20 protein-coding genes are annotated in these 24,301 nt (G+C 70.4%); 19 read left to right on the top strand and 1 reads right to left on the bottom strand.

The window, feature by feature from the left end:
• Positions 1-8: 8 nt before the first annotated feature.
• Entirely contained in the window at positions 9-1,199 is a 1,191-nt protein-coding gene (locus tag ACFHWS_RS10745; RefSeq protein WP_416554454.1) for an ROK family transcriptional regulator, read from the bottom strand.
• A gap of 268 nt (positions 1,200-1,467) precedes the next feature.
• Between ACFHWS_RS10745 and ACFHWS_RS10740 the strand changes: the two genes are divergently transcribed.
• The 19 genes from ACFHWS_RS10740 to ACFHWS_RS10650 all read left to right on the top strand — a co-directional run bounded on the left by ACFHWS_RS10740 (position 1,468) and on the right by ACFHWS_RS10650 (position 24,281).
• Positions 1,468-2,406, top strand: coding sequence for an ABC transporter ATP-binding protein (locus ACFHWS_RS10740; RefSeq protein ID WP_416554457.1), 939 nt, complete (start codon positions 1,468-1,470; stop codon positions 2,404-2,406).
• Between the two features lie 12 nt (positions 2,407-2,418).
• Complete coding sequence (locus tag ACFHWS_RS10735) at positions 2,419-3,060, top strand: GNAT family N-acetyltransferase (protein ID WP_416554459.1); 642 nt, start codon at positions 2,419-2,421, stop codon at positions 3,058-3,060.
• Positions 3,061-3,434: 374 nt separating this feature from the next.
• A complete protein-coding gene (locus ACFHWS_RS10730; RefSeq protein ID WP_416554461.1) occupies positions 3,435-4,271 on the top strand; it encodes an ABC transporter permease in 837 nt (278 codons plus the stop codon).
• Positions 4,272-4,302: 31 nt separating this feature from the next.
• Positions 4,303-5,115, top strand: a complete 813-nt coding sequence (locus ACFHWS_RS10725) for an ABC transporter permease (RefSeq protein WP_416554463.1) — start codon at positions 4,303-4,305, stop codon at positions 5,113-5,115.
• A gap of 578 nt (positions 5,116-5,693) precedes the next feature.
• On the top strand, positions 5,694-6,644 hold the full coding sequence (locus tag ACFHWS_RS10720) for a sugar phosphate isomerase/epimerase family protein (protein WP_416568113.1): 951 nt from the start codon (positions 5,694-5,696) through the stop codon (positions 6,642-6,644).
• A gap of 344 nt (positions 6,645-6,988) precedes the next feature.
• Positions 6,989-8,167: an ROK family protein gene (locus ACFHWS_RS10715; protein WP_416568112.1), complete on the top strand. Its 1,179-nt coding sequence runs from the start codon at positions 6,989-6,991 to the stop codon at positions 8,165-8,167.
• A 74-nt stretch (positions 8,168-8,241) separates the two neighbouring features.
• Complete coding sequence (locus ACFHWS_RS10710; protein ID WP_416568128.1) at positions 8,242-9,750, top strand: sugar ABC transporter ATP-binding protein; 1,509 nt, start codon at positions 8,242-8,244, stop codon at positions 9,748-9,750.
• Positions 9,751-9,805: 55 nt separating this feature from the next.
• Positions 9,806-10,885, top strand: a complete 1,080-nt coding sequence (locus tag ACFHWS_RS10705) for an ABC transporter permease (RefSeq protein ID WP_416554468.1) — start codon at positions 9,806-9,808, stop codon at positions 10,883-10,885.
• A 107-nt stretch (positions 10,886-10,992) separates the two neighbouring features.
• Positions 10,993-12,084, top strand: coding sequence for a substrate-binding domain-containing protein (locus ACFHWS_RS10700; protein ID WP_416554470.1), 1,092 nt, complete (start codon positions 10,993-10,995; stop codon positions 12,082-12,084).
• 53 nt (positions 12,085-12,137) lie between these two features.
• Positions 12,138-13,325 carry a Gfo/Idh/MocA family protein gene (locus ACFHWS_RS10695; RefSeq protein ID WP_416554576.1) on the top strand — a complete coding sequence of 396 codons (1,188 nt, stop codon included), beginning with the start codon at positions 12,138-12,140 and terminating at the stop codon, positions 13,323-13,325.
• A gap of 294 nt (positions 13,326-13,619) precedes the next feature.
• The gene (locus tag ACFHWS_RS10690) at positions 13,620-15,689 is read left to right on the top strand and encodes a ThuA domain-containing protein (RefSeq protein ID WP_416568111.1); all 2,070 of its coding nucleotides are present in this window, start codon (positions 13,620-13,622) and stop codon (positions 15,687-15,689) included.
• 360 nt (positions 15,690-16,049) lie between these two features.
• Positions 16,050-17,222: an inositol-3-phosphate synthase gene (locus ACFHWS_RS10685; RefSeq protein WP_416554474.1), complete on the top strand. Its 1,173-nt coding sequence runs from the start codon at positions 16,050-16,052 to the stop codon at positions 17,220-17,222.
• Entirely contained in the window at positions 17,219-18,139 is a 921-nt protein-coding gene (locus ACFHWS_RS10680; RefSeq protein WP_416568110.1) for an SCO3242 family prenyltransferase, read from the top strand. Before ACFHWS_RS10685 ends, ACFHWS_RS10680 begins: the two co-directional genes overlap by 4 nt.
• The gene (locus tag ACFHWS_RS10675; RefSeq protein ID WP_416568109.1) at positions 18,136-19,107 is read left to right on the top strand and encodes a sugar phosphate isomerase/epimerase family protein; all 972 of its coding nucleotides are present in this window, start codon (positions 18,136-18,138) and stop codon (positions 19,105-19,107) included. The genes ACFHWS_RS10680 and ACFHWS_RS10675 overlap by 4 nt, the downstream gene beginning before the upstream one ends.
• Positions 19,104-19,775, top strand: a complete 672-nt coding sequence (locus tag ACFHWS_RS10670; RefSeq protein ID WP_416554480.1) for an EboA domain-containing protein — start codon at positions 19,104-19,106, stop codon at positions 19,773-19,775. The genes ACFHWS_RS10675 and ACFHWS_RS10670 overlap by 4 nt, the downstream gene beginning before the upstream one ends.
• Positions 19,776-20,627: a TatD family hydrolase gene (locus ACFHWS_RS10665; protein WP_416568108.1), complete on the top strand. Its 852-nt coding sequence runs from the start codon at positions 19,776-19,778 to the stop codon at positions 20,625-20,627. It abuts the gene before it with no gap.
• On the top strand, positions 20,627-21,811 hold the full coding sequence (gene eboE / locus ACFHWS_RS10660) for a metabolite traffic protein EboE (RefSeq protein WP_416568107.1): 1,185 nt from the start codon (positions 20,627-20,629) through the stop codon (positions 21,809-21,811). Before ACFHWS_RS10665 ends, eboE begins: the two co-directional genes overlap by 1 nt.
• A complete protein-coding gene (locus ACFHWS_RS10655) occupies positions 21,808-23,217 on the top strand; it encodes an alkaline phosphatase family protein (protein WP_416554486.1) in 1,410 nt (469 codons plus the stop codon). Before eboE ends, ACFHWS_RS10655 begins: the two co-directional genes overlap by 4 nt.
• A complete protein-coding gene (locus ACFHWS_RS10650) occupies positions 23,214-24,281 on the top strand; it encodes a polyprenyl synthetase family protein (RefSeq protein WP_416554488.1) in 1,068 nt (355 codons plus the stop codon). The genes ACFHWS_RS10655 and ACFHWS_RS10650 overlap by 4 nt, the downstream gene beginning before the upstream one ends.
• Positions 24,282-24,301 lie beyond the last annotated feature (20 nt).

Genomic DNA, 24,301 nt, shown 5'->3' with positions numbered 1-24,301 from the left:
AGGTCGGCTCAGCTGGCGGTGAAGACGTGGTCGCTGATCATCCGGGTAGCGCCGATCAGACCGGTCTGGTCACCCAGCTCGGACAGGACGATCGGCATGTCGCCGGTGGCCAGCGGCAGTGAGCTGCGGTAGACGACGCCTCGGATCTCGGCCAGTAACGCGTGACCCATTCCGGCGAGCCCGCCGCCGATCACCACCATCCCCGGGTTGAAGAAGCTCACCAGTCGGGCCAGCACCTGACCGACGCGTCGTCCACCGTCGCGGACCATGCCGACCGCGACCGGGTCGCCGGCGGCGGCCGCCCGGGTGACGTCCAGCGCGGTGAGCGTGCCGATCCGGGCGAGTTGTTCGGCGAGCTGGTCGGAACGCCCGGCTCGGGCGGCGGCGACCGCGTCGCGGGTCAGCGCCGCACCGCTGAAGTACGCCTCCAGGCAGCCGACGTTGCCGCAGAGGCATTGCGGCCCGTTCTCGTCGACAGCGGTGTGGCCGATGTCGCCGGCGCAACCGTTGGCCCCCCGGTAGACGTACCCGCCGACCACTATCCCGGCGCCGATCCCGGCGCCGATCTTGACGAACAGGAAGTCGTCGAACGAACGGGCGATGCCGGCGTGTTTCTCACCGAGCGCCATGATGTTGACGTCGTTGTCGACCAGCACCGGGCAGCCGAGTTCGGTGCTGAACATCTCCCGTACCGGAAAGCGGTGCCAACCCGGCATGAACGGTGGCGAGACCGGCACGCCTTCGTGGAAACTGACCGGACCGGGCACCCCGATGCCGGCGCCGGTGAACCGCGTGGTGCCCGAGTCGGCGGCCAGTTTGGTGACCAGTTCGAGGGCCTGCGCGATCACCGCTGTCGGACCCTTACGCAGCTCGGTGCGCTCGGCCAGCCGGGCCACGACCTGCAGTTCGCCGTCGGTGAGCGCCACGTCCAGAGTGCTCGCGCCGATGTCGATGCTGAGGAAGCGGGTGGCGGCGGCGATCCGGACGATCGACGACGGACGACCGCCGCGGGACGCGGCCGGACCGGCGGTCTCCACCAGACCCCGGTCGATCATCCGGTCGAGCTCGGTGGCCACCTTCGACCTGGAGAGGCCGACCGCGTCGCCGAGTTCGGCGCGCGAGCACGGGCCGTCGCGGAGCAGGCGCAGGATCTGCGCCTGATGCGTGTTCTCCGGCCACACTCCCAACACGTTGGTCATTGTCCTTCACCTGGGTCCGGCACGTGGCGTCGTCCGACGTGGAGGGCCGGTGGACACGCGGGCGGAGCGGACCGGCGTGGGCAGGGATCGGGCGAGGTGACGAACTCGCCCGCTGACCCAGGAATAGTGAGCCAGGATGGCAAACTTAGTGCATCAAAGCGTAAACTTCAAGATGCTCGTACAGTACTTTGTCCCCGATCTGGCGGAAGGTGCCTGCTTGCGAAACTCGCTGGCGTCCCTGTCGGGGCCGCGCGGTAGCGTCGGGGCCGTGACTGAACGGGGTAGCGGGCCACTCATCCACGCACGCGGTCTGGTCAAGCGGTTCGGGGCGTTCACCGCGGTCGCCGGCATCGACGTCGATGTCGCGCCCGGTGAGGCGTTCGGCTTCCTGGGGCCGAACGGCGCCGGCAAGAGCTCCACCATGCGGATGGTGGGCTGCGTCTCCCCGCCCAGCGGCGGCACCCTGCGCATCCTCGGGATGGATCCGCAGCGGGACGGCCCGGCGATCCGGGCCCGGCTCGGCGTCTGCCCGCAGCTGGACAACCTCGACCAGGACCTGACGGTACGGGAGAACCTGGTCAGTTACGCCCGCTTCTTTCAGATCCCGCGCCCGGTCGCCCGGCGACGCGCCGACGAACTGCTCGATTTCGTGCAGTTGCGCGACCGGGCGGGCAGCAAGGTGGAGCCGCTGTCCGGCGGCATGAAACGCCGGCTCACCATCGCCCGTGCCCTGGTCAACGAGCCGGACATCGTGCTGCTCGACGAGCCGACCACCGGGCTGGACCCGCAGGCCCGGCACCTGGTGTGGGAGCGGCTGTTCCGGCTCAAGCAACGGGGTGTCACCCTGGTGCTGACCACGCACTACATGGACGAGGCCGAGCAGCTCTGCGACCGACTGGTGGTGATGGACGGCGGTCGGATCGTCGCCGAGGGCTCGCCGCGGGACCTGATCACCCGCTACTCCACCCGGGAGGTGGTCGAACTCCGGTTCCCGACCGACGACCAGGACAGCTTCGCCGACAAACTGGGCGGAATCGCCGAACGGACCGAGGCGCTGCCGGACCGGATCCTGCTCTACACCGGCGACGGCGACGGGGCGCTCAACGAGGTGCACCGCCGTGGGCTGGCGCCGACCAGCGCGTTGATCCGGCGCAGCGGTCTGGAGGACGTCTTCCTGCATCTCACCGGCCGGACCCTGATCGACTAGAATCGGCCGGGGATGATCGCGCAGACCGACCGGCTGTCACTACGCCGCTTCACCATCGACGACCTGCCACTGCTCGTCGAGCTGGACAGTGACCCCGAGGTGATGCGGTACCTCACCGGAGGCAGACCGACCCCGGCCGAAACCGTACGCCGCGAGGTCCTGCCTGCGATCCTGCGTGACTATCTTCGCTTTCCGGGCTTTGGCAAGTGGGCCGCCATCGAGCGCTCCAGCGGCGCCTTCATCGGCTGGTTCGCGCTGAAGCCGGCCGCCGCCGGTCCGGCCGGTGTCGGTCCCGCCAGCGGTGTGGTCAACGGCCGGGGTGGTCGGCTGGCGATCACCGAGGTGGAGCTCGGGTACCGACTGCGGCGCGCCTCCTGGGGCCGGGGGTACGCCTCGGAGGGTGCCCGAGCGCTGCTGCGGATGGCGTTCGACCACCCGACCGTCGACCGGGTCTTCGCCGAGACGATGGCGGTCAACGTCGCCTCGCGGCGGGTGATGGAAGCGGCCGGGTTGCGCCTGGCCCGCTGCTTCCACCTGCAGTGGGACGATCCGATTGAGGGCGTCGAGCACGGCGAGGTCGAATACGAGGTGCGCCGAATCGACTGGGCGGAGCGCGTCGCGGCGCCGGCGATCGAGCGCAACCGCCCGCACTGACGGCGGGGCCGCACTGACAGTTGGGTCGCCGAAACTTCGGCCTGGTAGCGCCGCGTCTGACCCAGTTCACCGAACGCTTCGAGCCGTACCCGCCATTCTCGTGCTGTCCACCACGGGCGACACCGAGCGGCGGTGGTTGGCAGCTGGGCAGGCGCTGCAACGGGTGCTGTTGCTGACCACCGTCGAGAACTTGGCGACCATCCCGGGCGGCGGACCCGGGAGACGGAAATCCCGGTGAGGATGTCCCGCCGTCGCCGTAGAGTACGCCGGGCCGGTAGATCCCGGGCGGTCGGGCCGGGGCGTCGTTTCCACGATGTCGTACCCGGGCGGTACAACATCGGCCGGGGACCGGGTACGGGGGAGGGCGACGACGGATGTCCGGGACAGACACTGGCGCGACGCCGACGGCCACGACAACCGCGCGATCGACCGGGGCGCGGGCCCGGAGCTGGTTCGGGCCGGCGTCGAGCGTCCTGGAAGCGAACCTGACCGGCTACCGGCGGACCTGGCGGTCGTCGGTCTTCTCGACGTTCCTGCTGCCGCTGTTGACGGTGCTCAGCTTCGGTGTGGGGGTGGGAGCCTACGTTGACCAGGGGGTCGGTGGGTTCAGCTATCTCGACTGGATCGTCCCTGGTCTGATCGCTTCCACCGCGTTGCAGGTGGCCATCGGGCAGTCCTCGTGGCCGGTGCTGGGCGGGTTCACCTGGCAACGAACCTACTACTCACAGATAGCCGCTCCGCTACGGATCGCCGACATCGTCGGTGGGTTGCTCGCCTTCGTCCTGCTGCGGGTGCTGGCCAGTGCCGTGGCCTTCCTCGCGGTGGCCGCCGCGTTCGGTGCGCTGCATTCAGGTTGGGCGGTGCTGACCCTGCCGGTGGCCGTGCTGCTGGCAGCGGCCGTCGCCCTGCCGGTGGCCGCCTTCGCGGCCACCATCCGCAGCGACAGCTACATGGTCATCGTGTTCCGGTTCGCGGTCATCCCGATGACCCTGTTCGCCGGAGTGTTCTTTCCGGTGGAGTCGCTGCCGGTGACAGTGCGCTGGCTGGCTTACCTGTCGCCGCTCTGGCACGGGGTCGACCTGTGCCGGGCGGCCTCGCTCGGCACCACGCCCGCCTGGTCCGTCCCCGGACATCTCGGCTACCTGAGCCTCTGGGTGGCGGCCGGATGGTGGCTGGCCGTCACCCGGTTCCGCAGGCGTCTGATCCACTAGAGAGCGTCTGATCCACTAGAGGAGGCAAACGGTGGTGACCCTCGTCCTGCCGCAGGTGCTCGGGGTCGGCGCGGCCGTGCGGCGGGCCGGGTCGGTGATGGAGCGCAACGCGGCCGCCCTGAAGTCCGCGTACTGGGTGGTGATGATCTCCGGGGTGGTCGAGCCGTTGCTCTACCTGTTCTCGATCGGTGTCGGCGTGGGCCGGCTGATCGGGGACATCGCCCTGCCGGGCAGCGGGGCCGTCATCGGGTACGCCGCGTTCGTCGCGCCGGCGATGCTCGCCGCCTCGGCGATGACCGGCGCGTTGTCGGAAACGACTTTCAACTTCTTCGCCAAGATGAAGTTCGTCAAGCTCTACGACGGGATCCTGGCCACCCCGGTCCGTCCGACCGAGTTGGCCTTCGGCGAGCTCGGCTGGGCGATGGCGCGGGGCAGTATCTATTCGGCGACCTTCCTGCTGGTGATGGTCGTGATGGGGTTGACGACCGTCCCGCGGGCGCTGCTGGCGTTCCCGGCGGCGGTACTGGTCGGGTTCGCCTTCGGTGGGCTCGGCATGGCGCTGTCCACCTACATGCGTAGCTGGCAGGACTTCGACTTGATGGGCTCGGCCCAGTTCGCGGTCTTCCTGTTCTCCGGGACGTTCGTGCCGGCGGAGGCGTACCCGTCGGTGCTGCGTTGGCTGGTCGAGCTGACCCCGCTGTACCGGTCGGTCCATCTGATCCGGGCGATCTCCGTGGACACCGTCGGGTGGACGCAGTTGGTCGACGTCGGCTACCTGGTCGGGGTGACGGTGCTCGGGCTGACCGTCGCCGGGCGTCGGGTAGGTCGGCTGCTCTGCAACTGACGTCCTAAAGCACCCTTCTGCGACAGTCATCGATCTTGTCGGGTCCTGTCGTACAGACTTCTGGCTGGCGGAAGACAAAGCCATCGGTAGTTCACCTGAAAGTTTAGTTCGACGGGGTCATTCTTTCCCTGGTCTCCGGGGCTGATGTCTGCCCCAGACGTAACACCAGCGACACAGCGTCGTAAACGCCGGTCGCGACCAGGGCCACCAGGCCCGAGCTGTCTCCCGCCAGGGGCATGGCGGAGACAGCTGCGGTTCGGGGTCGGTGCCCGCCACCGCGGCACCGACCCGAACCCACCCATCCGAACCTCTCCGCCCCGGGGTCGTGCGTTTCGGCGGCGTGCGGCTCCGTACACCCCGACCCTCCTCACTCGTCATCGGCGGCTCTGCGAGCCGCTGCAGAAAGGTGGACAGAATGGACGAGGTGCTACGCCGCAACGGGCAACTCTCGCCACCCAATCCGGCGCTCACCCGCCGCAACATCCTCGCCGCATCGGCCGGTGCCGCTGCCGTGCTCGGTGCGGCCGGGCTGCCGGTGCTGCAGACCAGCCGTCCGGCCCGGGCCGGACGGCTGGTCGGTGGACCCGCTGATCCCCGAGCAGAACCGGGGCATCATCCTCTTCTCGGTCCGGGACCGCATCCGGGCCGCTCCGGACGACAGCGGCGTGCCGTACGGCTTCGAGCGGGTCCTGGCCCGCCTGGCGGAACTCGGTTACAAGGAGGTCGAGTTCGCTGGTTACACCCAGAGCGAGGAGATCCTCGGACGGCAGATCACGCCGACCGAGATCCGCAAGATCCTGGACGACAACGGCCTGGTCGCAAACGGCACCCACGCCAGGATCAATGCTGAGACGTTCCAGCAGGAGCTCGACATCGCCGAGGAACTCGGCATGAAGAACATCGGCACCGGCAGCGACCCGACCCGCAGCGACTACCAGTCGGACTGGAACGAGGCCGCTGACCTGTGGAACGAGCTCGGCCGGCAGGCCCGGGAACGCAAGATGCGGCTCTACACCCACAACCATGACGCTGCGTACAACTTTCTGCTCGACTCCGGCCCGCTGGACGAGCAGGGACGGCCGACCCGTTCGTCCGGTGTCCGCAAGGTCGAGTACTTCATGGCCAAGACCGACGCGAAGTACGTCTACTTCGAGATGGACATTTACTGGGGCTACGTCGCCCGGCACAAGCACTACACGTTCATCAACTCGGCCGGCAAGGAGCGGACCCGGGTGTTCGACCCGATCCTGACCGTGGCCCGTCGGCCCCGGCGGTTCCCGCTGTTCCATGCCAAGGACGGCAACAAGAACTCCGAGCTGAGCAACGGCTACGAGATGACGCCGATGGGCGACGGCGACATCAACTTCCAGCAGTCCTTCCAGACCATCGGGCACTACGACTTCCACCACGCCAACTGGGAGCAGGACACCGCTCCCGGTGGATCGGAGAACCCAGGTCAGTCGCTGGAGTTCGCCGAGCGCAGCTACCAGCACATGTCGGAACTGACCGTCTACAGCCAGAGCGAGTGATCCACCGGTCGCCAGTCACCCGGCACGGCGGCCACTGATCCAACCGTGTGAACCGACCGGGGTGCCGGCCGCCGCCGCGGCGGCGGCCGGCACCCCGGTTCCGCGTGTCCGGGCTCCGCCCTCGTTGCGCGAGGGCCGATCGGTCGATCCCTCGTGCCCTGAACCAGATACATCGGGCCAGGTTAACTTCGGTTCGGGTAGGTGCCACCAACTTCTGTCACGATCAGAAAAAGTTTTGCTTCAGTAGACCGAAACTCTGGACACGAGACTGAGAAGACTCTTAGTGTTTCGGTCACGACACGCCGAGGTCGCCTCGGTGTTACTCACTGTCGGAGGTGGACCCCATGCGTACGGCGGATCCTCTGCACCTCCAGCTGCTGCGACTGCTGCGGGACAACGGACCGGTCTCCCGGGCCGAGCTCGCCGACCAGCTGGAGATTCCCCGCCCTCGCCTGCTGTCCGAGTTGGAGCGGCTGGTCGCCTCCGGCTTCGTGACCGAAGCAGGGATGGCCGCCTCACGGGGCGGCCGCCGCTCGACCCTGGTCGAGCTCAACCCGGATCTGCGGTTCGCCGCGATCGACCTGGGCGCCAGCTCGGTCGACGTGGAGATCACCAACGGCCGGCTGGAGCCGGTGGCCGCGTACGCCGAGCCCGCCGACATCCGGCAGGGGCCAAAGGTCATCCTGCACCGAATCAACGAGCTGCTCGCCAAGGCCCGGGTCGAAGGGGTGCACGAGCGCCTCGACGGTATCGGCATCGGGGTACCCGGGCCGGTCAGCTACCGCGACGGAGTGCCGGTCTCCCCGCCGATCATGCCGGGCTGGGACCGGTTCCCGGTCCGCGAGCTGCTCGCCCGGGAGCACGGCTGCCCGGCGGTGGTGGACAACGACGTGAACATCATGGCCATCGGGGAACGGCACGGCGGCGTGGCCCACTCGGTCGACGACTTCCTGTTCGTCAAGCTCGGCACCGGCGTCGGCTGCGGCATCTACCTCGCGGGCCAGGTCTACCGGGGGATCGACGGCTGCGCCGGCGACATCGGCCACATCCAGGTCGACTCGCACGGTCCGATGTGCTCCTGCGGCAACGCCGGATGTCTGGAGGCGCTGTTCAGCGGTGCGGCGCTGGCCAAGGAGGCGGCCGCCGCCGCCCGGGCCGGCACCTCTCCGGCGCTGGCCGAGCGGCTCACCCAGCGGGCCGAGCTCACCGCGCGTGACGTTGCCGAGTGCGCCATGGAAGGCGACGTCACCTGCATCCGGCTGATCCGCGACGGCGGCCGACGGCTCGGCGGCGTCCTCGCCGGTCTGGTCAGTTTCGCCAACCCGTCGATGATCGTGATCGGTGGTGGTCTGGCCCACCTCGGGCACATCCTGCTGGCCGAGATCCGCAGCGTGGTCTACCGGCGGTCGCTGCCGCTGGCCACCGGCAACCTGCCTGTCGTGCTGTCCGAGCTGGGCTCGCGGGCCGGCGTGACCGGCGCCTCCGTGCTGGCCAGCGACGTCGCCTTCGAGCAGGCGTCGTGAGCGCCCCCGAGGCCACCGGCGCCGCGCCGGTTGACGAGCCCGGTGGCACCCCGACCGTGACCGCCGGCGGCGACGTGGTGCTGCGGCTGACCGACGTCGTGAAGACCTTCCCCGGGGTACGCGCGCTGGACGGGGTGCAGCTCGAGGTGCGCGCCGGGGAGGTGCACTGCCTGCTCGGCCAGAACGGGGCCGGCAAGTCGACCCTGATCAAGGTACTGGCCGGCGTGCACCGCCCCGACTCCGGGCGGGTCGAATGGCAGGGCCGACCGGTCCGGTTCGCCAATCCGCAGGCCGCGATGCGGGCCGGCATCGCCACCATCTACCAGGAACTCGATCTGGTCGACGACCTCTCCGTGGCGGAGAATGCCTTCCTCGGCCACGAGCCGCGGACCGCGGGCTTCGTCCGTCGGTCGGCGATGGCTCGACGCACCCGCGACATCCTGGGCCGACTCGGCCACGCCGAGATCCGACCCCGCGGGCTGGTCCGATCGCTTCCGGCGGCCGGCAAGCAGGTGGTCAGCATGGCCCGGGCACTGTCCCACCAGGCCAAGCTGATCATCATGGACGAGCCGAGCGCGGTGCTCGCCCACGACGAGGTCGAGAACCTGTTCCGGATCATTCGCGAACTGACCGCTCAGGGCATCGCGGTCATCTACATCTCGCACCGGTTGGAAGAGATCCGCGAGATCGGTGACCGGGTCACCGTACTCAAGGACGGCCGGACCACCGCGCAGAACCTGTCGGCCCAAACCACCCCAACCAAGGAACTGGTCAGCCGGATGACCGGCCGGTCGATCGAGTACGTGTTCCCACAGCGGGAGCCCAACCCGCACGGGGAGCAGCTGCTGGAGGTGTCCCGGCTCAGCCGCGCGGGGGAGTTCAGCGACGTCTCACTGACTGTCGCACGGGGGGAGATCGTCGGCATCGCCGGTCTGGTCGGTGCGGGTCGTTCGGAACTGCTGGAGACGATCTTCGGAGCCCGGACCGCCGACACCGGCAGGGTCACGATGGCCGGCAAACCGGTACGGGCCGGCAGCGTCGGTGCCGCAGTGCGGGCCGGCATGGGCATGGCGCCGGAGGAACGCAAGAGCCAGGCGCTGCTGCTGGGCGAACCGATCTTCCGCAACATCACGCTGGCCACCTTCGGTCGCCTCGCCCGGGTTGGGTTCACCGACGCCGGCCGGGAGGTCAGCGCCGCCGAACGGGTGGCCGGCTCGCTGGAGCTGCGTCCCCGGGGTGTGCACCGTCCGGTGCGCCAGCTCTCCGGCGGCAACCAGCAGAAGGTGGTGGTCGGCCGGTGGCTGCTCGGTGACACCCGGCTGCTGCTGCTCGACGAGCCGACCCGGGGCGTCGACGTCGGTGCCCGGGCCGAGCTGTACCAGGTAATCCACGACCTCGCCGCGCAGGGCGTGGGCGTCCTGCTGGTCTCCAGCGAGGTGCCCGAGGTACTGGGGCTGGCTGACCGGGTGCTGGTGATGCGGGAAGGACGCGTCGTCCACCACGCCCCGGCCGGTGAGATCGATGAGGAAACCGTGCTCGATCTCGTCATGTCGGGGTCGGCGAAGGAAAGTGCCACGGCGTGACCGGGCGACCCGACCGGTTGGCCAGCGGCCAGCCGGTAAACGAAGGAGTAGGACTGTGACCGCGGAAGAGGCCACGGCGACCGTACCCGGTAAGGAGAAGCCGGCAGCGCCGCCGGCGCACGGCGCGGACGAACCATCCCGGCAGAGCTGGTGGCGTTCCGACGCCAGCGAGTACGCCCGCCGCAACCTGTGGCTGGTCGGCGTCCTCGTTATTCTGGTCATCATCGGTGCTGCCACCCGGCCCGACCTATACAGTGACCCTACCTGGGTCCGCAACAACATCTTCACCATTTTGCAGCAGGCCTCCGCGATCGGCGTGGTCACCGTCGGTATGACATTCGTGATCATCGCCGGCGGCATCGACCTGTCGGTCGGCGCGATCATGGCGCTGGCCGGGGTATGGGCCACCACGGTAGCGACCCAGAGTTTCGGCCCCGGCGGCATGATCTTCACCGCTGTCGTGGTCGGGATGTGCGTCGGGCTGGTCAACGGAGTGCTGATCTCGTACGGCCGGCTGGTGCCGTTCATCGCCACCTTGGCGATGATGGTGGCTGCGCGAGGGCTGGCCGCGCTCATCTCCGGCAAGCAGACCCAAATCTCCACCTCGTCGGTGATCAACGGAATGGCCACCCAGCGGATCCTCGGAATCCCGTTGCTGGTCGTCATCCTCGCCGCGGTGGTCGCCGCCGGCTGGGTGCTGCTCAACCGCACCACCTTCGGCCGACGCACCGTCGCCATCGGCGGCAACGCCGAAGCGGCCCGGCTCGCCGGGATCAACGTCCGGTGGCACACGCTGCTCATCTACGGACTGTCCGGGCTGTGCTGCGGCATCGGCGCGATCATGCTGACCGCGCAGGCCAACTCGGCCCAGGCCGCTATGGCCAACCTGTACGAGCTTGACGCGATCGCCGCGGCGATCATCGGCGGCACGCTGCTCACCGGCGGTCGCGGCACCATCATCGGCGCCCTGTTCGGGGTGCTGGTCTTCTCCACCATCACCAACCTGTTCGCCATCAACGGACTATCCACCGAATCCCAGAACATGATCAAGGGCGGGATCATCGTGGTGGCCGTTCTCATCCAGCAGTTCCGGTTCAACTCCCTCAGTCAGCTCTTCAACCGAAGAACCGTCTGACTCCCACCTGACACACCCGTCCACCGCCCGGTGGCCGTCGACTTCCGACGGTCGCCAGGCCCCGCACACCCCGGTAACCCCTCGCCATTGCGATCCAGGAGGTCGTCATGACCGCTTTCTCCCGCCGGACACTGTTCGGCGCGCGCGGTGCCGCCGCCGGTGACATGTCCCGCCGTCGGCTGCTCGCCGGTGGTGCCGCAGTCGGTGCCGGTGTACTGCTGAGCGCGTGCACCAGCAACGAAGCCGCCCCGACCAACACCCAGACGCAGGCAGCCAACCAGGGCAACCCCAACTCCGAGCCCGGTGAGACCGTCACCATCGGCTTCTCCGCCCCGGCGGCCGACCACGGCTGGCTCGCGGCGATCACCAACAACGCCCGGGCCCAGGCTGAGGCGTACTCGGACGTCGAGTTCCTCACCGTCGAGGCAGGTGCCGACGCTGCCGCTCAGCGGGCCGCGTTGGACACGCTGATCTCGCAGAGTCCGGACGTCATCGTGATGCTGCCGCACGACGGAGCTGAACTCACCGCCAGCGGTCTGCAGGCCATGGAGGCCGGCATCCCGGTGGTCAACCTGGACCGGGCGTTCACCCAGGCGCTCGCCTACCGTACTCAGATCAAGGGCGACAACTACGGCATGGGCGTGTCGGCGGGCAACTACATCGCCGCTCAGATGCAGGAGAAGGGCATCGCCAACCCGGTGATCGCCGAGATCGCCGGGATCGACGCGCTGGAGTTGACCCAGGAGCGGTCCGCCGGTTTCAAGGACGCCCTCGAGGCACACGGCTTCACCGTCGCCAACCGGCGGGCGGCCGAGTTCACCGCCGACTCCGGCCAGCGCGAGGCGGCCAACCTGCTGCAGGCCCTGCCGGAAATCGACGCCATCTGGAACCACGACGACGACCAGGGCATCGGGGTACTGGCCGCGATCAGCCAGGCCAACCGGTCGGAGTTCATCATGGTCGGCGGTGCCGGTTCGCGGGCGGCGATGGAGGCGATCCAGGCCGACGACAGCGTGCTGAAGGCGACCGTCACCTACAGCCCGTCGATGGCCTCCTCGGCGATCTCGCTCGCCCGCCTGATCGCACAGGGCCGGGGCATGTCCGACCTGGTCGAGCTGCAGGTGCCCAAGGAGATCATCCTGGCCTCGGAGACCATCACCAAGGAGAACGCGAGCGAGTACCTGCCGCTCGGGTTCTGACCTTTTCGGGGAGGCTTACCTTGTCCGCTGAACACAACGAACTGCGGGTCGGCATGGTCGGCTACGCGTTCATGGGCGCCGCGCACTCGCAGGCCTGGCGTACCGTGAACCGGGTCTACGATCTGCCGGCGCGGGTCCGGATGACCGCAGTGTGCGGCCGGGACGAGTCCAAGGTGGCCGAGGCCGCCGACCAACTCGGCTGGGAGTCGTACACCACCGACTGGCGGGCGCTGATCGCCCGGGACGACATCGACGTGGTCGACATCTGTACGCCGGGTGACAGCCACGCCGAGATCGCCATCGCGGCACTCGCCGCCGGCAAGCACGTGCTCTGCGAGAAGCCACTGGCCAACACGGTGGCCGAGGCGCAGCAGATGGCCGACGCGGCTCGGGCCGCCCGGGCCGGCGGCGTCCGGTCGATGTGCGGATTCAACTACCGGCGGGTGCCGGCGGTGACGTTGATGCGTCAACTCGTCGCCGACGGCCGGATTGGAACGATCCGGCACGTGCGGGCGGTGTACCTGCAGGACTGGATCCTCGATCCGGAGTTTCCGTTGGTCTGGCGGTTGCGCAAGGACAAGGCGGGTTCCGGGGCGCTGGGTGACATCGGTGCGCACATCATCGACGCCACCCAGTTCGTAACGGGCCAACGGATCGCCCGGGTGAGCGGGCTGACCGAGACGTTCGTCAAGCGGCGGCCGCTGCCAGCCGGTTCCAGCGGGCTGACCGCTTCGGCCGGCGGCGGGTCCGCAGACGACGCCGAACCGGCCACCGGCGAGGTCACCGTCGACGACGCCGCGCTGTTCATGGCCCGGCTCGACGGTGGGGCGGTGGCCAGCTACGAGGCGACCCGCTTCGCCACCGGACGCAAGAACGGGTTGCGGATCGAGATCAACGGCTCGCTCGGGTCGGTCGCGTTCGACTTCGAGCGGATGAACGAACTGGAGTTCTTCGACGCCACCCGGCCCGCGGCCGAGCAGGGCTTCACCCGCATCATCGTGACCGAACCGGAGCACCCGTACCTGTCCGCCTGGTGGCCGCCCGGCCACGGCATCGGGTACGAGCACTCCTTCACCCACCAGGCCCGTGACTTCGTCGCGGCGCTGGCGGCCGGAGACGACCCGACACCGTCCTTCGACGACGCACTCCAGGTCCAGCAGGCGCTGGCCGCGGTGGAGCAGTCGGCCGGGCTCGGCGAATGGGTCACCGTGGACTCGGTGAAGACCACGGCACCGGCCTGAGCGGCCCGACCTTCGTGGCAAGGTCTGGAAACCGAGACTCCTCGTCCCGTGGGCGAGGGTCGCCCGGCGCGGTTGCGCCCCGTGCCGGGTGATCCGCGGGTACGAGGACGGCTCGTCCGGCGTGACCGGATCGGGATTCCCCGGTCACGCCGGACGGCCGGCAGGGCGTACCAGAAGACTCTGGCGGACGTGGCACCGCGCCAGGGGTGAGGCACCAACCGTAACTGTCCGTCCGCAACGGAATCAGTGCCCACGGTCAGGCATGAGCCTCCCGAACCCCCGGAGGAACGACTGATGAGTAGATCCGCCCGGCGATGGCTTGCCGTCGCCGCGGGTGCGGCACTCGCCGCACCCATGATCACCACCGCGCCAGCGGTCGCCCACGACGGCCACGAGCACCACGACGACTACCAGGTGCTGGTCTACACCCACAGCGAGGAGGCGGCCCAGGCGTCGACCGCCAAGGGTGTCAACGCCATCCGTACCCTCGGCAAGAACAACGGCTTCACGATCGACGTGTCCCGCAACGGGACCAGCTTCACCAGTGCGAACCTCGCCAACTACGCGGCAGTGGTGTTCATCAACAACACCGGTGACGTGCTCGACGACGCGCAGCAGGAAGCGTTCGAGGACTACGTCAAGGCCGGCGGTGGCTACCTCGGCGTGCACCTCGCGGTGGACGCCGAGCCGGACTGGGCCTTCTACCGTGGCCTGGTAGGCACCACCTCGACCGGCACCAGCGCCAGCGGTGCCGGTGTCATCGACGTCGTCGACCGCTACCACCCGTCCACGGCCACGATGCCCCGCGAAGTGATCGTCGAGGACGAGTACCTCAACTACACCGGCAACGTCCGGGGTGTGCAGCACGTGCTGGCCAGCGTCGACCCGACGTCGCTGGACGGCAGCAGCATGGGCGCCGACCACCCGATCTCCTGGTGCCAGGACTACCAGGGCGGCCGGTCCTGGTACACCGGTCTCGGCGCCTCGGCGGACACCTTCACCATCGGGGCGGTCCGCAAGCACCTGCTCGGTGGCATCGAATGGGCTGCGGGCATCGCCGAGGGTGACTGCGGCGCGACCGTCGAGTCCAACTACGAGCGCGTCGTTCTCAACGACCAGCCCGGTGAGCCGATGACTCTCGCGGTGCTGCCCGACGGCCGGGTGCTGCACAACACCCGCGCCGGTGAGATCCGTCTGTACGACCCGTCGTCGGGGGCCAGCCCGGTCATCAACAACCTGGACGTCTACCAGCACGACGAAGACGGCCTGCAGTCGGTGACCCTCGACCCCAACTTCGCCGAGAACAAGTGGGTCTATCTCGACTACGCGCCACCGCTGGACACTCCGGTGGACGACCCGGCCACCCCGGGCGTCAACGAGGGCGACGCACCGGCCAACAGTGACGACCCGAGCGTCTGGGAGCCGTTCAAGGGCTACAACCTGCTCTCCCGGGTCAAGTTCGTCGAGGAGCCGACCCCGCACCTGGACATGTCGACCGAGCAGGAGATCCTCAAGGTCGACACCGACCGGGGCGCCTGCTGCCACGTGGCCGGCGAGGTCAAGTTCGACGGCCGGGGCCTGCTCTACCTCGTCACCGGCGACGACACCAACGCCAGTGGCTCGGACGGCTACACCCCGATCAACCGGTCGGCGACCCGGGGTCCGGCCTACGATGCCGCGCGCTCCTCGGCCAACACCAACGATCTGCGGGGCAAGGTGCTGCGGATCCGCGTCAAGGACGACGGTAGCTACAGCATCCCGGCCGGCAACCTGTTCCGGGAGTCGCAGGACGTCGATGACAAGACCCGTCCGGAGATCTTCCTGATGGGCCTGCGCAACCCCTTCCGGTTCGACGTCGACGACCGTGGCTTCGTCTACATCGGTGACTACTCGCCGGACTCGCGCAACCCGGACCCGCAGCGGGGCCCGGAGGGCACCGGCCGGTGGTTCGCGACCAAGACCGCAGGCAATTACGGCTGGCCGTACTGCTACTCGCCGACTCTGCCGTACATCGACTACGACTTCGAGACGGGAACCTCGGGCGAGCCGTTCAACTGCGCCGCGCCGATCAACGACTCGCCGCGCAACACCGGTCTGAGCGTGCTGCCGCCGGTCGAGCAGCCGCAGTTCTGGTACACGTTCAACGCCACCACCACTTGCCGGGACAGCTACCTGGTCGACCCGGTCGGCAGCTGTGACTTCCAGTGGCCGGTGATCGGCACCGGCGGTGTCGGTCCGATGGGTGGCCCGATCTACAAGTACGACGAATCGCTGGAGTCGAAGTACAAGCTGCCGGCGTACTACCACGACACGGTGTTCTTCGGTGAGTTCAGCCGGGACCGGATGTTCAACCCGGCGAGCTGACCGGGCCGTGGGCCGGTGGCCGGCCGGCCACCGGCCCACGGACGACGACCCGGTAACCGCCGGGGCGGGCGCACCACCCGTCCCCGGCCGGGGACCGACCAGCAGTACCGCGGCCGGCGTGAGCCGGCCGGGGACAACTCAATGCGGGGGAGGCAGGGCCGAACGCCGAACGTCCCTGCCTGCCACAGCCCCGTCCGTCCGGTCGACCGGGCCCGCGACGGTGTCGTTGACGCCGACCTCGGCGCCGTCGACGGTGGTGCCACCCTGGCGCGCCCGGACGGACGGGGCCTTGCCGAACCGGCAAGGCAGACAACCGGCAGCAGAACGAGCACCGCCAGCGGCGGGCGTTGGGAGGCAGGAATGCGTACCGGAGTCTGGCTGATCGGAGCCCGTGGCTCGGTCGCGGTCACCAGCATCGTCGGCGCGCTGGCCGTGCGCGCCGGACTGGCCGACACCACCGGCTGCGTCACCGAACTGCCGCCGCTGCGCGGCTCGGCCCTGCCCAACTTCACCGATCTCGTCTTCGGCGGCCACGACATCGCCGCGACGCCGCTGGTGAAGAAGGCCGACGCGTTGGCCAGCGCCGGTGTGGTCCCGGGGCGGCTGGTCGCCGCCCTGCACACCGAGCTGACCGGTCTGGAAGCACAGCTGCGTCCGCTGCCGGCCGGGGCCACCCAGGCCGAGACAGCGGCGGCGATCGCCGCAGACCTGGTCGCCTTCCGCCGCCGGCACGACCTGGATCAGGTAGTGGTGGTCAACGTCTCGACCACCGAACCGGCGCCGCCACCGCATCCGGCGCACCACGACCTGGCCGCGCTCGCCGCCGCGCTCACCGAGGCATCCGGCGGCCCGCCGGTGCTGCCGCCGAGCGCGTTGGCGGCGTACGCCGCGCTCGGCGCCGGCTGCGGCTACGTCGACTTCACCCCGTCGGTGGGGGCCCGGTTGCCGGCCCTCGACGAGCTGGCAAGACAGCGGGGGGCGCCGTACGCCGGGCATGACGGCAAGACCGGCGAGACGCTGGTGAAAGCGGTGCTGGCACCCATGTTCGCGCTGCGTAACCTGCAGGTCCGCAGCTGGTCCGGCAGCAACCTGCTGGGCGGTGGCGACGGGGCCAACCTGGCCGAGCCGGCGGCCAACGCGGCCAAGGCGGCCAGCAAGCAGCGGGTACTTGGCGAGATTCTCGGCTATCAGCCGCAGGGGTACACCCGGATCGAGTACGTCGACGACATCGGGGACTTCAAGACCGCCTGGGATCTGATCACCTTCTCCGGCTTCCTCGGCACCGGGATGCGGATGGAGTTCACCTGGCACGGATGCGACTCGGCACTGGCCGCCCCGTTGGTGCTGGACCTTGCCCGGCTGACCGCCGCCGCCGCTCGTGCCGGACGCGTCGGACCCCTGCCGGAGCTGGCGTTCTTCTTCAAGGACCCGATCGGGTCGGGCCCGCACGCCCTCGGCGACCAGTGGCGGATCCTGGTCGACTTCACCGCGTACCTGCACGGTCAGACGGCCGAGCCGGGCGGTGTCGCATGACACCGCCACGGCTGTCGGATCTGGCCGAGCTGGTCCGGGCACCGGCAGCGCTGTCCGTGCCAGGTGACGTGGTCGCCGGGGCCGCTGCCGCCGGCGGGCTCGGCCCGCGTAGCGCCGGGCTGGCCGGCGCGTCGGTCTGCCTCTACTGGGCCGGGATGGCCGCCAACGACTGGGCCGACCGGGAGCTCGACGCGGTCGAGCGGCCACAGCGACCCATCCCGTCCGGCCGGGTCACACCTGGTGCCGCGCTCGGTGTCGCCGCCGGGCTCACGACCGCCGGGCTGGCGCTCACCGCCGTCACCGGCGGCCGCCGGGCGCTCGCCGTCGGCGTGCCGCTGACCGCCGCCATCTGGGCGTACGACCTGTGGGCCAAGAACACCCCGGCCGGCCCGGCGGTGATGGCCGCCTGCCGAGGGCTCGATGTCCTGCTCGGCTCGGCCGGCACCGGCCGGACCCGGGCCGCGCTGCCTGCCGCGCTGGCCGTCGCCGCGCACACCTACACCGTGACCGAACTGTCCCGTAGTGAGGTCAGCGGTGCCGATCCCCGGCTGCCGGCGGCCACCTTGGCCGGGACCGCTGCCATCGCACTGGCCAGCGTCGCGCCGGCGGCCGGCCGGGCCATTTCGGTCCGCCAGGCCACCTCCGCCCACTGGTGGCGGGCCGGAGTCACCGCCGGACTCGCCGGCTGGTACGCCGCCCGATACGGTGCCGCGCAGACTGCGGTCGCCCGTGACCCCCGGCCCGAACAGGTACGCGCGGCGGTCGGCGCCGGCATCGTCGGTCTGCCCGCCCTGCAGGGCGCGCTCACCGCCCGGGCGGCGGCCACCGGCACCGGCCTGGCCACCGCCGTTGGGCTCGCCGTCTCCGCCGCCGCGCCGATCGGTCGGCGGCTGGCCCGCAAGGTGTCCCCGACATGACCGCCGACCCGGCCGGCGAGCGGGAACCGGCAACCGGCGGGCCCGGCCCGGACGCGGCAGCCGGGCTGCGGTTCGGGTACGGCACTAACGGCTTCGCCAACCATCGGCTCGGTGACGCGCTGGCGCTGCTCGCCGACCTCGGCTACCAGGGTGTCGCGCTCACCCTCGACCACGATCACCTCGACCCGTACGCCGCCGGTCTGCCCCGCAAGGTGGCCCGGGTCGCCGACCAGTTGCGGGACCTCGACCTCGCGGTCGTGGTCGAGACCGGCGCGCGGTACCTGCTCGACCCGTGGCACAAACACGCCCCGACCCTGCTGCACGACACTGCGGCCCGTCGGGTCGATTTCCTGCGCCGGGCGGTGGCGATCGGCGCCGACCTGGGCGCGGAGGCGGTCTCCTTCTGGTCGGGGGTGCGCCCGGGCGACGTCGACGACGCCACCGCCTGGGCCCGGCTGGTCGCCGGCTGCGCGACGGTCGTCGAGGCGGCCGACGCCGCCGACGTCACCCTCGGCTTCGAACCAGAGCCCGGGATGCTGGTGGCCGACATCGCCGGCTGGTGGCGGCTGCGCGACGCGCTGGGCCGCCCGGTCCGGTTCGGCATCACTCTCGACATCGGACACTGTCGGTGCCTGGAGCCGGTGCCGGTGCCGCAGTGTGTCACCGACGTGGCCGCGCACCTGGTCAACGTCCAGATCGACGACATGCGCCGGGGCGTGCACGAGCACCTCGAGTTCGGTACCGGGGAGATCGACTTCCCGCCGGTGCTGGCTGCCCTCGACGCCGCCGGTTACCGGGGCCTGGTCGCCGTCGAGCTGCCCCGGCATTCACATGCCGCCCCGGCGGTCGCCGCCCGGTCCATCGAGTTCCTCCGGTCCGCCGAACTCCAGGCTCGCACGGGACCGGCCGGTGCGGCATCAGCCAGTACGGGTTCGGCCCGCACCGTCGTTGAAGGAGGCCAGCTGTGAACCGGTCCGCCCAGCCCGCCGAGGACCCCGCCGACGTCGCAGGCAGACTCGCCGCCGCGCTGGCCGGCGTACCCGATCCGGACTGGCTCGCGCAGGCGCGGAGCCGGATCATCACCGACCCGGTCAGCCTGCCGATGCTGTTCGCCAGCGCGGGCCGCCGCTGCGGCCGGGCCGAGCTGGCTGCCGTACCGGGTTGGTCGGCCGACGAGGCCGCCCGGGTGCTGCTCCTCGTCGACCTGGCCACCGTCACGACTGAAGCGGAGTTGGCCGCCGCGGTCGCCGACTGCTACCACCACGGCGACGCTGCGGAGCGTCGGGCGGTGCTCAAGGCGCTGCCGCTGCTGCCGGTCGGTGACCGGGCGGTGCCGCTGCTCGACGACGCGATCCGGACCAACGACACCCGGTTGCTGGCCGCCGCGCTCGGCCGGTACGCCCGCCACCTCGACCAGCCGGCGTGGCGTCAGGCGGTGCTCAAGTGCGTCTTCACCGGCGTACCGCTGGCTGCCGTGCACGGCCTCGACGCCCGCGCCGACGCCGAACTGCTGATCATGCTCGCTGGGCTGCACGACGAGCGGGTCGCCGCCGGCCGGAGCCTGCCGGACGACGCGCTCGCCCTGCTGCGGCGGCTGCGCACCGCGGCAGACACCACCACCCGACAGGAGGGGTGAATGCGCATCTTCGACCCGCACATCCACATGACCTCACGGACCACCGACGACTACCAGGCGATGGCCGACGCCGGGGTCCGGGCCCTGGTCGAACCGGCTTTCTGGCTCGGCCAGCCGCGCACCAACGTCGGCTCGTTCGTCGACTACTTCGACTCGCTGCTCGGCTGGGAGCCGTTCCGGGCCAGCCAGTTCGGCATCCGGCACCACGCCACGATCGCGCTGAACCCGAAGGAGGCCAACGACCCCCGCTGCGCCGGTGTGCTCGATGTACTGCCCCGCTACCTGGTCAAGGACGGGGTGGTGGCGGTCGGCGAGATCGGCTACGACTCGATGACCCCGGCCGAGGACGAGGCGTTCGCCGCCCAACTGGCGTTGGCCCGCGCGCACGATTTGCCGGCCCTGGTGCACACCCCGCACCGGGACAAGGCCCGGGGCACCGAACGGACTCTGGCGGTGGTCGCCGAGTCCGGCATGGACGCCGGCCGGGTGGTGCTCGATCACCTCAACGAGGTGACAGTCGGGCTGGTCAAGGAGTCCGGCTGCTGGATGGGCTTCTCCATCTACCCGGAAACCAAGATGTCGCCGCCGCGGATGGTGGAGATCATCAAGGAGTACGGCCCGGAGCGGATCCTGGTCAACTCGGCCGCCGACTGGGGCCGGTCCGATCCGCTGCTGACCCGGACCACCGGCGCGGCGATGCTGGCCGCCGGATTCAGCACCGACGACGTTGACCGCGTGCTGTGGCGCAACCCGGTGGAGTTCTACGGCCAATCCGGCCGGCTCGACCTGAGCGACGTCGCCGCCACCGCACCGACCTTCGAAGGCAGCTCGATCATGCGGGGCGGTGGCTGATGCGCCTGCACGACCGGCGTCGGCGCACCGTCCACCTCAGCTACTGCACCAACGTGCACCCGGCCGAGGACCTCGACGGAGTGCTCGGCCAGCTCGACACGTACGCGGTGCCGGTGCGCGACCGGCTCGCTGCCGACCCGCTCGGCCTGGGTCTGTGGCTGGCCGCGCCGGCCGCCGCCGCGCTCGCCGCCGACCCGGCCGCCCGGCGCCGGCTGCGCACCGCGCTCACCGACCGTGGCCTGGAAGCGGTCACTCTCAACGGGTTCCCGTACGAGGCGTTCCAGGCGCCGGTGGTCAAACACGCCGTGTACCACCCGGACTGGGCCGACCCGCGCCGGCTCGACTACACCCTGGCGCTGGCCCGGATCCTCGCCGACCTGCTGCCCGACGACGCCGAGCGCGGCTCCATCTCCACGCTGCCGCTGGCCTGGCGGGAGCCGTGGGACACCGAGCGGGCCGACGCCTGCGCCCGGATGCTGGACCGGCTGGCCGTCGGTCTGACCGAGGTCGAACGGGACACCGGCCGCACCGTCCGGGTCGGCTTCGAACCTGAACCGGGCTGCGTCGTGGAGACCACCGCTCAGGCCGCCGAACAGCTGGCCCGGGTGGACACCGACCGGCTCGGCGTCTGCGTCGACCTGGCCCATCTCGCCTGTGCCTGGGAGGAGCCGGTCGCCGCGGTCGGTCGGCTGCGGTCCGCCGGGCTACCGGTGGTCAAGGTCCAGGTGTCGGCCGCGTTGGAGGTCACCGACCCGGTGCGGGACCGGTCCGCGATCGCCGGCTACGTCGAACCTCGGTTCCTGCACCAGACCCGGTCCGGGGTCGCCGGGGCGACCGACGACCTCGACGCCGCGCTCGACGCCGGGCTGCCCGGCCCGTGGCGGGTGCACTACCACGTGCCACTGCACGCCGCGCCGGTCGCGCCGCTGGCCTCGACGATGCTGCAACTGCGGGCCGGTCTCGCCGCGATCATCGACGGCGACGGCTGCGACCACTTCGACGTGGAGACCTACACCTGGGGGGTGCTGCCGGCCGGACAACGCCCCACCGGACCCGACCAGCTCGCCGCCGGGATCGCCGCCGAGCTCGCCCAGGCCCGCGACGAACTGGTCGGGCTCGGCATGAGCGCCCGCACCCGTACCGCCGCCACCCGTACCGCCGCAGGATCGGAGGCCGCTGCATGAACCCGCTGCTCGTACTCGACGTGGTCGGCCTGACCCCCCGGCTGCTGCGCCACATGCCCCGGCTGGCGGCGGTCGCCGACTCCGGCTTCCAGGCCGAGCTCGGCACCGTGCTGCCGGCGGTCACCTGCTCGGTGCAGTCCACCTTCCTGACCGGTGAGCCGCCGTCCGGCCACGGCATCGTCGGTAACGGCTGGTACTTCCGCGGCCTCGGCGAGGTGTTTCTCTGGCGGCAGCACAACGCCCTGGTCGGCGGGGAGAAACTGTGGCAGGCCGCGCGCCGGGTCCGCCCCGACTACACGGTGGCGAACATCTGCTGGTGGTACGCCATGGGTGCGGACGTCAACTGGACGGTCACCCCCCGGCCGATCTACCACGCCGACGGGCGCAAGGATCCGGACTGCTATACCGATCCGCCGCAGCTGCACGACGAGCTGACCGGTCGGCTCGGCACGTTCCCGCTGTTCAACTACTGGGGGCCGGGTGCCGGGCTGGTGTCGTCGGAGTGGATCGCGAAGGCGACCCGGCAGATCATGGCCGACCATTCGCCGGATCTGACCCTGGCGTACCTGCCGCATCTCGACTACGACCTGCAACGCTACGGTGGCGCCGGCCCGCACGCGCAGCGGGCGGCGGCCGAACTCGACGCGGTGCTGGCTCCGCTGCTGGACGCGGCGGCGGCGCGCGGCGCGACCGTCGTGGCGCTGTCCGAGTACGGCATCACCGACGTGTCGCAGCCGGTGCACGTGAACCGGCTGCTGCGCGCCGAAGGGCTGCTGCGGGTTTACACCCAGGCGGGGATGGAGTACCTCGACCCGTGGACATCGCGGGCGTTCGCCGTCGCTGACCATCAGGTCGCCCACGTGTACGTTCGGGATCCGGCCGACGTCGCGACGGTGGCCAAGCTCTGTGCCGGCCTGCCCGGGGTGGCGCAGGTCCTCGACGCCGACAGGAAGGCGGCAGCCGGCCTGGACCATCCGCGCTCCGGTGAGCTGGTGCTGGTGGCCGAGCCGCAGGCCTGGTTCACCTACTACTACTGGCGCGACGACACCGCTGCGCCGGACTTCGCCCAGTTGGTGGAGATTCACCGCAAGCCCGGCTACGACCCGGCGGAGCTACTGTTCGACCCGGCCAATGCGGGTGCCGCCAAGGCACGCGCGGCGATCGCCCTGGCCCGCAAGAAGATCGGCCTGCGGTACACGATGAACGTGGTCGGGCTGGACGCCGGTGCCCGGGCGGTACGCGGATCGCACGGCCGGCTGCCGGAGGACCCCGCCGACGGCCCGGTGCTGCTCTGCTCGGACCCGGCGCCGGCCCAGGACCGGTTCGCCGCCACCGAGGTCAAGTCGCTGCTGCTGGAGCTGGCCGGGCTCGGTGCCGGTGAACCGGCACCGGAGGTGTCCCGGTGACCGTGGCGCCGGCCCGTCGAATCGGCGGGTCGCCGCGGGAGCGGTGCGACGCCGAACTGACGGCGTTCCTCGACCGGCAGGATCCGCACTGGCCGGACGGGGCATCGCGCGGGGTGTACGACACACTGCGCCGGTTCGTCCTGGCCGGCGGCAAGCGGCTGCGCCCGGTCTTCTGCTACTGGGGGTGGCGCGGTGCCGGGGGAGCGGACTGCCGGGAGATCGTCGCGGCCGCCGCCGCGCTGGAGATCTTCCACGCGTTCGCGCTGATCCACGACGACATCATGGACGGAAGCGACCGTCGCCGGGGCGAGCCGTCGGTGCACCGAATCTTCGCCGACCTGCACACCCGCTCGTCCTGGCGGGGCGACTCCGGCCGCTACGGTCACAACGCCGCGCTGCTCTGCGGGGACCTCTGCGCCGCCTGGGCGGACCAGATGTTCCACGAGTGCGGGCTCGATGCCGAGCAGATCCGACGCGGCTACGCGATCTTCGCTGGGATGCGGACCGAGGTGATCGCCGGGCAGTACCTGGACCTGGTGTCCGGCGTAGGCGACGGTTCCGTGGCCAGTGCGCTGACGGTAATCCGGATGAAAGCCGCCAGATACACGGTTACCCGACCATTACAGATCGGTGCCGCCCTTGCCGGGGCCGGCCCCGAACTGCTGGACGCGTACGCTGCCTTCGGCGATCCACTGGGCGACGCGTTCCAGCTCCGTGACGACGTACTCGGAGTGTTCGGCGACCCGGCGGTTACCGGCAAGTCGGTGCTCGACGATCTGCGAGAGGGCAAGTCGACGGTGATGATGGCGCAGGCCCGCAACCTGGCGGACCGCAGCCAGGCAGCCCGGTTGCGAGAGCTGTTCGGCAATCCGGAGCTGGGCCCGACCGGGGCCGACGAACTGCGCAGCATCATCGCCGACACGGGAGCTCTCGAGGTGATCGAGCAGATGATCCGGATTCGTACCCAGGAAGCGGTGACCATTCTTGTCGATGCGTCGTTGACCCCCGAGACGCGCGCGGAATTGACCGTCCTGGCTGAATCGGTGGCCGAGCGGCAGAGCTGACCCGCAGGACCCAAGGAGGC

This window comes from Micromonospora sp. LOL_013, assembly GCF_048060315.1.
In the GTDB taxonomy this organism is placed as follows: Bacteria; Actinomycetota; Actinomycetes; order Mycobacteriales; family Micromonosporaceae; genus Micromonospora_E.
Note: the sequence above shows the minus strand (reverse complement) of the source record. Positions and strands in the feature narration are given on the sequence as shown.